This is a genomic window from Gimesia aquarii, from assembly GCF_007748195.1.
In the GTDB taxonomy this organism is placed as follows: domain Bacteria; phylum Planctomycetota; class Planctomycetia; order Planctomycetales; family Planctomycetaceae; genus Gimesia; species Gimesia aquarii.
This window is the reverse complement of record NZ_CP037920.1, coordinates 4,825,778-4,837,634: the sequence shown is the minus strand read 5'-3', so window position 1 is coordinate 4,837,634 and position 11,857 is coordinate 4,825,778. Positions and strand designations below refer to the sequence as shown.

The 11,857-nt window shown below is 46.6% G+C and carries 8 protein-coding genes; 6 read left to right on the top strand and 2 right to left on the bottom strand.

Features of this window, described 5'->3' with window-relative positions; translation table 11 throughout:
- Positions 1-61: 61 nt before the first annotated feature.
- Positions 62-1,660, top strand: a complete 1,599-nt coding sequence (locus V144x_RS18715; protein WP_144987008.1) for a dicarboxylate/amino acid:cation symporter — start codon at positions 62-64, stop codon at positions 1,658-1,660.
- Between the two features lie 184 nt (positions 1,661-1,844).
- On the top strand, positions 1,845-3,407 hold the full coding sequence (locus V144x_RS18710) for a PP2C family protein-serine/threonine phosphatase (RefSeq protein WP_144987006.1): 1,563 nt from the start codon (positions 1,845-1,847) through the stop codon (positions 3,405-3,407).
- Between the two features lie 29 nt (positions 3,408-3,436).
- Here the strand turns inward: V144x_RS18710 and V144x_RS18705 are convergent, their stop codons facing one another.
- The gene (locus V144x_RS18705) at positions 3,437-4,705 is read right to left on the bottom strand and encodes a GNAT family N-acetyltransferase (RefSeq protein ID WP_144987004.1); all 1,269 of its coding nucleotides are present in this window, start codon (positions 4,703-4,705) and stop codon (positions 3,437-3,439) included.
- A 331-nt stretch (positions 4,706-5,036) separates the two neighbouring features.
- Entirely contained in the window at positions 5,037-7,115 is a 2,079-nt protein-coding gene (locus V144x_RS18700; RefSeq protein WP_144987002.1) for a HEAT repeat domain-containing protein, read from the bottom strand.
- A gap of 331 nt (positions 7,116-7,446) precedes the next feature.
- Here V144x_RS18700 and V144x_RS28445 point away from each other — a divergent pair, with 331 nt between their 5' ends.
- The 4 genes from V144x_RS28445 to V144x_RS18680 are packed head-to-tail and all read left to right on the top strand — an operon-like array spanning position 7,447 to position 11,703.
- Positions 7,447-8,160 (top strand): hypothetical protein, encoded by a 714-nt coding sequence (locus V144x_RS28445; protein WP_197998511.1) that lies wholly within the window; start codon positions 7,447-7,449, stop codon positions 8,158-8,160.
- A 21-nt stretch (positions 8,161-8,181) separates the two neighbouring features.
- On the top strand, positions 8,182-9,003 hold the full coding sequence (locus V144x_RS18690) for a formylmethanofuran dehydrogenase subunit C (protein ID WP_144987000.1): 822 nt from the start codon (positions 8,182-8,184) through the stop codon (positions 9,001-9,003).
- 40 nt (positions 9,004-9,043) lie between these two features.
- Complete coding sequence (locus tag V144x_RS18685) at positions 9,044-10,705, top strand: fatty acid CoA ligase family protein (RefSeq protein WP_144986999.1); 1,662 nt, start codon at positions 9,044-9,046, stop codon at positions 10,703-10,705.
- Positions 10,702-11,703, top strand: a complete 1,002-nt coding sequence (locus tag V144x_RS18680) for an NAD-dependent epimerase/dehydratase family protein (protein WP_144986997.1) — start codon at positions 10,702-10,704, stop codon at positions 11,701-11,703. Before V144x_RS18685 ends, V144x_RS18680 begins: the two co-directional genes overlap by 4 nt.
- Positions 11,704-11,857: the final 154 nt, after the last annotated feature.

The following is an 11,857-nucleotide window of genomic DNA, read 5'->3' as shown; positions in this document are numbered from 1 at the left end:
ATGAGTGATTGCTGCGCCAGGATCAACGTTCCCAAAAGAGAAACAGGAAGTTTAGTGTTTCATGAAGAAAATTCCGCTGCATTATCAAATTTTGATTGCTCTGATCGTGGGGACCTTTCTCGGTTTTCTCTTCAATCCAGGTGAGATTACGCTTGCTGATCTTTCACTGACTGTCAGCCGATCAGAGACAGGCTATCGGGTGATTGAAAAGTATGCAGGCGATCAACAGAAAGACTACCAATTTAAGGATCGCAAAGAACTCGTCGCGAATTATCCCGAATTGGCCAAATTATTTGCCATGGGGGAACTCGAAAAGCCGGTAACTGTGGAGGTGAATCAAAGGTCGATACATATCGTCGATTCCGTAAAAAAAGTGACGTTGACTTACACTAGGTCTATCGATGAGAAGATGGTTGTAACTTCTTACTCTGCGTCTAGTGGTGAGGAGCTTGTCAAAAAATATCCCCAATGGGAAACTGATTATTTTTTGTTTGGTACCGGCCTCTCACAAAAAGTGATGGCGATTTCTAAATGGCTGGGTGACTTATTTTTGCGGTTGTTAAAGATGGTGACGATCCCTTTAATTGTCACTTCATTAATTACGGGTATTGCAAGCCTGGGAAACGCGACTCGATTTGGAGCCATGTTTTCCAAGACCCTCTTGTATTACCTGTTTACCAGTCTGCTGGCGATCAGTACCGGAATTTTAGTTGTGAACCTGATTCGACCTGGAATTGGTGCTGAACTGCCGGGAGGCAGCGGAGTTCTCTCTTCTGGACGGGAATCAGTAGGCTCCATTTTTCTGGATATGATCGATCGGCTCATTCCGACAAACATTATTCACTCCTTGGGGGCAGGGGAGTTCCTTTCGATTATTTCTTTCAGCATGTTGGCGGGAATATTTATTATTCTGGTCGGTGGTAAACATGCCAAAGTGCTCACAGATTTCTTTCAAGCTGGTTTTGAAGTCATGATGCGAATGACGATGTTTGTGATCAGCCTGGCTCCTATTGGTGTGACGGCATTTATGATCTACGCTGTCTCTTCACAGGGAATTGAAATCTTTAAGACACTCGGCTGGTATATGATTACTGTTTCTCTTGCCTTGCTGATTCATGCAGTGGTCATTTTACCTTGTCTCTTGAAATTTGTCGCAGGTCGTTCTCCAGTAAAATTTGCGCATGCGATGAGTCCCGCCTTGATGACGGCGTTCTCGACTGCTTCTTCGAATGGAACATTACCTCTAACGATGACCTGTGTAGAAGAAAATGCAAAGGTTTCCAATGAGGTCAGTTCGTTCGTGCTTCCTTTAGGAGCGACAATCAATATGGACGGGACCGCGTTGTATGAAGCTGTCGCGGTGTTGTTTATTGCACAAGCTTATACAGGCGTGGTCATGCCACTGCCAGACCAGATTTTGGTCGCTGTTACGGCGTTACTAGCCAGTATCGGCGCCGCAGGTATCCCGCATGCCGGATTGGTGATGATGGCGATTGTGTTACAAGCAGTAGGCTTGCCACTCGAAGCACAGGGAGTGATTATTGCCGTCGATCGGGTACTGGATATGTGCCGCACATCGGTCAATGTCTGGAGTGATTCCTGTGGATGTGCGATCATTGAACGTTATCGCGGACCAGCTGCTTCCTCAAACAGTGCCTGAGAAAAATTAACCTGAAGCTGCCAGAATTGGATATTGCTTTGTAATTCTTGTGGTACAACTGTTTCAATCCTCATAACCAGACCTCTGAGTATTTTGCCTGTTCCTGCCTGTCGATAGAAGAAAAGGGAGATTTGCGCTCCCGGATATTGAATTTTCTTCCTCGGCATCTCCTGGATCAGGTGAAATGGAACAGACAATCACCCCACCTCTGGAATGGATTCACACGATCTGTGATCAATTTACAGAAATCACTGGTTGGACGCTACGATTTATGTCTGCCAAACCAGGAGAACAAAAATCACAGGAAGCCGAACTCTCAGAGGTTGAGAAATACTGTTGGTATGAGTCGATAGAAGATGGTAATTGTTGTTTGGGCTATCTTTACCTGACACTACCGGAAGAGGCAGACCAAGATCGTTTGTTTGTAACAGCCATCAAATTTGCAGAGTTGGTAGCAGGATTAATTTCAAGGATTGAAACCCTGAATACGTCTTTGGAGCTGAAGAACAAAGAAGTTTCTACGCTCATGGATGTGGGGCTCTCATCAAGTAAACAAAGTGGCTTACAGGATGCTCTGCAAAAATTGTTGGAAGCTGCTTTACAACTGACGGGACTGCGTTCTGCCGGCTTCTTTCTGTTGAACTCTGAATCGAACCAGCTATCACTGCGAGTCCAGTACAACCTGACTCCTTTTGAAATTCCTTTTCATCAAAGAATCCTGTCCGAGTCGCCCCCTGATCTGGAAGCGTTCTCCAAAGAAGGGATTGTTATCAACAGTCAGGAAACCCCACAGTTGACTCACTGGTTACCGGAAGGTTGTCTGACTGGAGTTTGTGTTTCAGTTCAGTCTGATTCCGGTCCGTTTGGAACACTGTGGGCCTTTGATCGTCGAGCCCGTCGATTGAATGACCGGGATATTCACGTGTTAAAATCGATTGGTGCTCAGGTGGGGACCATTCTTGAGAGAGCAGTCTTGATCAAAGAAAGCCAGAATCAACTTCGCTTGAAAAAAGAACTGAAGGTGATCTCGGAATCGTTTCCTGCTGAGCTGGTTCGAGATCCTTCACAAAATCGTGAGTTCCAAGCGGCGGTCCACACAATCAGCCACCATGAAGTAGGCGGTGATTTATGCGAATTTATCACACTGTCTCCCCATGTGACCTGTTTTGCCCTTGGTGATGCCTCGGGTGACAGTATTCCCGCTGCAGTTGTCATGGCCTCTGTCAGAGGGGCCTTACGAACGTTAACAGAAGGTCCGATTGAACAGGCGAAAGATACCCGGTTTGTGATCAGTCGCATTAATAATGCCTTATACCATACATCATTGCCGCATCAGTTTATGAGTATGATTTATGGTGTGATTGACACACAGAATCGGACATTCACCTATACCAATGCCGGGCACCCCGCACCGTTTTGGGTCCACAAGGGAAAAATTACCAGTTTGACATCGCATGGGATGTTACTGGGAGTGACTGACACCACCGATTATGATTATTCTGTCATTCCCATTTGCACGAACGATATCATTGTTGGCTTCAGTGATGGAATCAGTGAAGCAATGAGCAGCGAACGAAAAATGTTTCGCTCAGATGGAATCATGAAAGTCCTGGAAAATCATACCGCAGATACGGCTGAAGAAGTGATGCAGGGGATCTGGTCCAAATTACAGAAACACCTGGAAGGCGGAAATGATGGAGATGACCGCACTTTAATGGTCATTAAATTTGCACGCGATCTCGAATGATTTCTATTCGCATCGTTCATGGAGACATTTTAACCTACAATTCGAAAACCGGGGCGATTTCCTTTTGAGTGCTTATTGTTCTCTGATAACCAGTCTTGTGGAGCGTCACTCGTAATCTCAATTGTGGCATCCTGATCTGTTTCGTTTTTCACATTCAATGCCGGTTTCCTAGTAGTAGTAGCTTGAGATGACTTTTGTTTTTGCGCTGGTTGAGAGATCCAACGGTTAATACGAAACAATTGCGAACGGGGGACCATGATGGGGAAGTGGGAACAGCGGTAGCTTTTCCTCTCCTCATTCTTCCATATTCCCGCTAGTTCTGTACCAAGTAACGCCAGATTCAGAGAATGTTCTTGCTCATGTATCGATTCTTGAATCATTCGTGTTATTAAATACGTCACAGACTCGCGGGGAGCATCTTCCTGCCGACCGAGCGCCAAATAGTCTGTTCCTGCTGCATGTTGTAGTCCATAGGCGCAAGCAACCAGAGAGTTTTTAATAAACAATGCATCAATTCGCGCTCTTCCTGCTCGAACCGCAGGTCCGTGAATTTCTCGTAAGAACGCTAGTTTTCGTTGATTGGAAAAATCACCACCGGCGATTGTCGTCTGGTTACCAAAACGAAAATCCATTTGTTCAAAATGTGCCCAGAGATCCCAGCGTGGATTCCAGCCGGGAGCTGTCGGGTCTTCCATTTGTGATCGATAAAAGGCAACATGGCCTTTTGCCGAAATGACTTGTTCCGCTGATTTAATGATGTGCTGGGTTTCTGATGATCGACTGGCGAGATAAGAAGTCCAATTTGTCTCTTGTGTGTTTACAAGTGGAAGCTGTTTCCAGATGGCTTCACTTCCCTGAAATCCAACAGATCTTAAGGCATTGGCAGTACGTTTGTGATCATGGCCATCCTGGTCGATATAGCGCAAGTCGATGAGATCCCAATCTCGCTTGGAGCCGTGGATATGTCGTATTGCAGTGACCATTGTAGCAGCGGGATTGGAACCAATCTGTCCATAGTATGCCCCCCAGCCATCCAGCGGATAAGTCAGCACACGTATCGTACCTAATTTGGTTGTGACTGGTTTTACAACCAGAGGTACAATGCCGATGACCTTGTTGCCTAATGTGATTAGCAAGACCCTTAGCTTGAGTCCTTGTCCGAAGTGTTCCCAGTAATGCTCCAGCCATTCCGGAGAATGCGCAAACGTCGCACCTTTCGTCTTTCCCAGCAGGGCGTGCCATGCCAGCCGAAAATTATCTAGTTGATCGATGTCGTTGATTTCAGCAACTGTGATCATAGAACCTCCGGTTATGACAAAAATGGGAAGAGAATTAAATCAGTAAAACGATTGCCTTAATCAAATGGGCCGCAAGAAACATACCACATCAAAGCTAAAGTAAACGAACAGTCTACATTTCTGACTGGAACAGGGCACTTTAGATCAGAACAACGGGATTGTAAGGATATCAGTTCAGAATTTGAGGAAGAAAAACAGAACTCGATTGAATGCAACAATTCTATTTCGGATAACCCTTCCAACCAGACGCCTGCATTACGTCGCTTTGTTGTTTTTCTGCAACACAAACTGATTTTGGTTGAAAAAAATCAACATGTTTGTGCTGGAAAAACTAACTACTCAGTTTTTTGAGTGCAGCTTCAGCCGCTTTTTTCACTTGAGGATCCTGATCTTTGCTTGCGGTTTCCAGAGCCGCTTTGATTTTGGGGGTATTGATTCCAAATTCTCCCAGACTGATTGCCGCTTCCAGGCGCGCGTTGGGATCAGGGTGTTCCGTGACGAGTTTTGTCAGAATCGGGGCGGCAGCTTTGGCTCTGGTAGGGCTGGGATCAATTTTTGTTAATGCCCAGAGTGTAACGGCGTTTTCCTCTTCGTCATGCTTTGCGAGTTCTTTTTCCATAATAGGGACTACTGATTTCGCCGATTTACCAAATCGAGCCATCGCATAAGTAGCAACGACTCGTAAAATCGGATCACGAGAGTCAAGGTAAGGAGTGATCAAGGGAATGGCGGAAGCGGCTGGTGGACCAATTTCTGCTAAAGCAGTAATCAATTCAGCGACGACTCGCTGGTCCTGTTCTTTCTTAAGTGCCTGACTCAGACTCGGTGTGGCGGACTCTGCGAGAGGACCACTCAACGAGATCGCATTGGCTGCTTCTCTACGCACGACAGGGTTCTCATCGGCGAGAACTTTAATCAATCCTGGTAATGCCGCTTTCACTGTTTCAGGATCAGTTGGATTGGCTCTAACCAGTGCCCATGAGCAAACGAGCCGAAATCTTTCATCTTCATCTGAAGCAGCAGCATATTTCTTGAAAAGTGGTAATGCTTTTTTACTTCCAATTTTTGAGAGTGCATAAACGGCCGTGTTTCTGGTTTTGCCAGTTCCAGTCTCCATGATTTTTAGAAGCTGTGGTTCTGCTTTGATCGCAGCCGGACCAATGTCTCCGAGACTGATAATCGCTGTTTCACGAAGATTCGCATCTGGTGAGTCAATCAATTTGAGCAGTGCCGGAATGGCTGATTCGGAGGAGCCTCCAATTTCGCCCAGAACATGAGCAGCCAGAAGTTTCAAAGGAGAATTATCGTCAAGTAGTTTTTTTAAGGTTGGTACAGAGGCTTCACCGATGGCCGCCAATGCAGAGGCACTATTCAGTGTCAGAGCTGTCGGTCCTGCCTGCATCGCTTTGGAAAGTTCTGGGACGGCGGCAGAAGCATCTGGACCGATTTCTCCCAATGCCGCAGCCGCATCAAGTTTGACATTCAGATCAGAGTCAGAAAGCAGTTTGATTAATTCTGGAACAGCCGCTTTCGCTTTTGCCCCAAAATCTCCCAGCGCAAGCGCAGCATGAGCGCGTATCTCTGGTGATGTGTTATTTAACAAAGTGATTAAAGCAGGTACAACTTTTTTGGGTTTCGCATTGATGGCACCTAAAGCGTGGGCTGAACGCCAGACGAGATCGGTGTCTTCTGACTTCAAGGCTTTAAGAAGAGTGGGAATCGCTGCTTCACCTTGTACACCCATCTGAGCAATCACATCGCAGATTTGCTCGCACTGATCTGTATGATTGGCTTTGTATTCTGATTTCAATTTATTCAGCAACGGTTTTACAGCGGGGGCACCAATTTCTGACAGAGCTACAGCAGCGTCTGATCGAACTTCGTTAATGGGGATATCCAGACTACTCAATAGCACTTTGATAACTTGATCCAAATTTGCTTTATTATCTGGGTCGATGGACCAAAGTGCCCAGGCTGCAGCTACTTTGATGTAAGAGTTGTTGCTTTCCAGGAGAGTGGCAATTTGTTTCGCTGCAGGTTTTGAAGCGGGACCAATGAGCCTTAAGGCTTGCAATGTATTAAATTTCAGAATAACCGAATGGCCACGCAGGATTTTTGTCAGTTCAGGAACCGCAGCGGCGGCACCAGGACCAATTTTTCCCAATGCGATGATGGCTTCACTACGAGAAGCCACTGAGCCTCCTTTAACTACACGAATTAAGGCCGGAACTGCTGGTTCGGAAATAGGCCCCAGTTCTCCTAACGTATGAGCGGCTAACGCTTGCTTCTCTTCATTCTCGCTATTTAAGTCAGTAATCAGCAATTTGATATCAGGAGTTTGCGCCATAGCAAAGTCAGAAGCGAGCAAACAAATTCCGAAAAGAAGTCCTGCGGTTAGTAACTGACGCATGAGTATCGTTCCTGCTAATCATCGTTGCAAAAGCCAGATTTTCCGAAAGGTGAAGAATTCACATTACCTTCTCAAGAAAGACTGGCGAAATAGAAAGGAGAACATTAAACTATAATATAATAGATATCATGATCTGAGTTCAAAAATCAAGTAATTCTGCTCAGTTTCATCAGGAAATCATATAAGCTTGTTCGCAGGGATTGAAAAATTCCCGCGGGATGAGGTTCCGTTATCAGTTTATGCTTTGAGGTGAGAGATGAGAACAGTGATACGCAAAATGGCCCTCTCTGGATTATGTTTAATAATCCTTTTGTCTTCTGCAGGGTACTCAATGCTACAGGCTGCTGGTCCCTTCTTCCCGAGAAGAACGATTTACAATTATGGGGGATACTACAGCCCCTCCGTGTTTTACGGTAATCGTTGGTATGGTGGTGGTTACTATGGCGGCGGCTATTATGGTGGTTGGAATGATGGGTCTTCTTTAATTCGCGCACAAGGACAAGCACAGGTCGATCGTTCCAAGGCCATGGTCAATTATGAAGATGCACGCAGTAAATATATCGACAACCAGAAGAAAGTAGCAGAGACTTACATTGCCCGACAAAAGGCACAGAGAGAATCGATTCAGTTGCAATCACAGATCAATGAAGAACGAGCCAAACAACGACAGGCAGCTTTAGATCGACAGGCTGAGAAAAATCGCAAAATGCGTGAGTCAGGTCTAAGCCCCTATCTGAATGCGAGTGCTTCCCAGGACAAAGCAACTTTGACCGCGAGTCAATTCAATCCTGCGACAGGCAAGATTAACTGGCCTGAATCATTGATGGGTGAGGAATACAAGGCATCTCGTGAAAAAATTCAGGAATTGTTTTCCTTAAGAAACTCAACAGGTGTGACTTCGACCCTGTCTCAGCAAATTAGCGATGAAGCGCAAGTCATGAAGAATATTCTTCGCGGTCAGATTCGGAACATGCTTCCCAATGATTATCTGTCTGCACGTGGTTTCATCGAAGGGTTGGCCAATATGGGAAAAACTACCGCATAGTTGATAAAGAATGTCTCCCGAATGGCTCTTACGCTGACTCTCAAGCAAACACTCAAGGTGCCTCTTGAAGTGAATTCCGTCAATCATGAATCGGTGAGTCAGCAACCGGTTGATAAAGTACGTGCCTTACCCGTGTTACATGGTAATCGAAAACTGACAGTTGACGACTTTTTTGACGTGCAACAATCATCTGCGGAAGAAGACCTCATTGTCTGGTCGGGCGATTGTTCTCGAGTAAAGCATATTGGTGCAGGTTTGGTTGCAGGACGAATTCGCGTTGAAGGCAATGCCGGGATGCACCTGGCAGCAGAAATGTCTGGTGGCGAGATTCTGGTGGAGGGCAATGTCTCTGACTGGATTGCGACTGAGATGAAAGGCGGGACGCTGTGTATCAAAGGCAATGCCGGTGATCTGGTAGGGGCTGCCTATCCTGGTAGTAAACGGGGAATGAATGGCGGTACGATTTTGATTCATGGTAACGTGGGTCATGAAGCAGGTCACCGTATGCGCAGAGGGACAATCGCCATTGGGGGTACCTCGGGCGATGCGATTGGTTTCGATATGATTGCCGGCTCTATTTTTTCGTTTGGGTCTATCGGTAGACGTATAGGGGCTGGTATGCGTCGAGGCACGATTGCGTTATTCGGTGAGTCAAATGAACCGGAATTCTTACCGACCTTTAAGTTCTCATGTGTGTACCACCCAACCTGGCTCTTCTTTTTCTTACGACAATTGAGATCCTCCGGTTTTCCCGTTCCCGAAGATTGTTTTGATCGTGAATATCGACGATACTGTGGGGATTTTCTCGCACTTGGCAAGGGCGAAATTCTAGTCCGCCAGTGATAAAGGTTACCTCTTTTGACATTCGGCTTTACTTCGATTCATGTCTGAACAACGCAATATTGCTGAGCGGCTTCGTCAGTCAGCTCAAGTTTATCCCTATCAGAAAGCGGTTGTCTTTCCTGCAGGAAAGGATCACCAGGGGCGCTATACCTACAGTAGTTTGACATTTCAACAACTTGATCAGGAAAGTGATCGCCTGGCGCGCGGCCTGATTCAACTGGGTGTGAAACCCGGAACCCGAATGGCATTGATGGTACGTCCCAGCCTGGAATTCATCGCGCTGACGTTTGCCTTGTTTAAAGCAGGAGCTGTGATCATTCTTATCGATCCGGGCATGGGGGGAAAAAATATTATTCGTTGTTTGTCGGAAGTAGAACCGGAAGGCTTTGTTGCAATCCCACTGGCTCAAATGATTCGCAAATTCAAAAAAAGATCTTTTCCGAAAGCACACTTGAATGTGACTGTGGGAAAACCGGTGTTGACGTCAGGCATTGACTACCGCTGGTTACTCGGTGGTGACTGGAAGCCGTTACCAATGGTCCAGCGAACACTGACTGATCCTGCAGCGATTATTTTTACGAGTGGCAGCACAGGTCCTCCCAAAGGAGTGGCATACGAACACGGTATGTTCTGGTCACAGGTTGATTTTTTGCGGGATTATTATCAGATTCAACCTGGTGAGGTCGATTTACCAGGCTTTCCATTATTTGCACTCTTTAATTCGGCAATGGGAGTGACAACGGTGATTCCCGATATGAACCCAACCAAGCCGGCACTTGTAGATCCGGTCAGGATCATTGCACAAATAAAGGATCAAGGAGTGACACAGGCCTTTGGATCTCCCGCCATGTGGAATCGGATTGGCCGGTATTGCGAACAGCATCAAGTAAAACTACCTTCACTCAAACGAATCTTGTCAGCAGGGGCTCCGGTCCCGGTGCATGTAATTGAACGCATGCGACAGACCTTTTCTAATTCAGAAACGGATATCAATACGCCGTATGGTGCAACCGAATCATTGCCGGTGGCTTCGATTTGTGGACGGGAAGTGATTGAAGAAACCTCAGAGCAGACCCGGTCAGGGGCGGGGACCTGTGTGGGCGCTCCGTTTCCGGGCGTCCAGGTTAAGATTATTGAGATTCACAATGAGCCGATTGAATCTATTGAGCAAGCTACAGAGCTTCCTGCAGGTGAAATTGGGGAAATCATAGTACAAGGTCCGATGGCAACGCGAGAATACTTTCTGCGACCAGAGGCAACACGGCTTGCAAAAATTCCAGATGGAGAACAGTTCTGGCATCGCATGGGTGATGTTGGTTATCGTGATGAAGCAGGAAAACTCTGGTTCTGTGGTCGGAAAGCTCATATCGTTGAAACCACACAAGGAGCCATGTTTACCATTCGTTGTGAAGCAATCTTTAATGAACACCCACGGATTTATCGTAGTGCATTGGTCGGAGTCGGCGCGAAACCAAATCAGAAACCGGTGATGATTGTTGAGCCGGAGCAGGGAGAATTTCCTGAGAGCAAGCCAGACCGTGAACAACTTACTCAGGAGCTGTTGGCGTTAGGGCAGGCCAATTCATTAACGCAGTCGATTGAAACGGTTTTATTCCATCGCTCTCTACCCGTTGATATTCGGCATAATGTAAAAATCTTTCGTGAAAAACTAGTACCCTGGGCAGAGAAACAAATCGGATGAATATACTCGTCACCGGGGGAGGCGGCTTCCTTGGTCTCTACATCGTCGAACAGTTAGTGGAAGCGGGGGAAACAGTCCGTGTGCTTTGTCGCGGAGAGTATACACGTCTTAAAGAATTGAATGTAGAAACTGTGCAGGGGGACATTCGAGATACCGCGACTGTGAAGCAGGCCTGTGAAGGAATCGATTCCGTTTTTCATACGGCAGCCGTTTCCGGTATCTGGGGGCCGTGGGATTATTTTCATAGTATTAACACACAGGGAACACTAAACATTCTGGACGCTTGCAAAACCGAAGGCGTGACCAGATTAATTTACACCAGCTCGCCCAGCGTGGTTTATGATGGTGCTGCCCATGAAAACGCGAATGAATATCTGCCCTATAGCGATCAGTACCTCTGTCATTATCCGCATACCAAAATGCTGGCCGAAAAAGCAGTGCTGGCTGCGAATGGGGAAAACGGATTGGCGACAGTCGCGTTAAGACCGCACTTAATCTGGGGACCTCGTGATAATCACTTGATTCCACGATTGATCAAACGAGCGAAATCGGGCCGCTTGCGACAGGTGGGCCAGGGGACGAACCTGATTTCGATGAGCTATGTGGAAAACGCCGCTGCCGCTCATCTACAGGCCGCCGCGCGATTGTTTCATGATTCGCCTGTCGGGGGGCAGGCATATTTTATCAACGAGCCGGAACCTGTTTTATTATGGGAATGGATCAATCAATTATTGCAGGCAGCCGATTTACCGCCGGTTCAAAAACACATTTCCGTCAAAGCCGCCAAACGGATTGGGGGCGTATTGGAGTTTTTGTTTCGTATATTACATTTACCCGGTGAACCTCCGATGACCCGGTTTCTAGCTTCCCAATTGAGTAGTTCCCATTATTACGATATCAGCCGTGCCCGCCATGACTTTGGATATCATCCAATCGTAGACTTCGAAGAAGCGATGCGACGCATGGAGCCGGAACTAAAACGGTTGGCGGCACAGTAGTGATATTTTGGTGATTACTATCTGTTGATGCTTTCAGGAAATCGGACTTAAAGGTGTGAATCGCTCTTGGGAAAAAAGCGGAGAGAGATTACACTTGCCAGGATTAGCTTTAATCAGGGGTGTTCCCAAACTCTGATTTAACAAGAATGCTAAA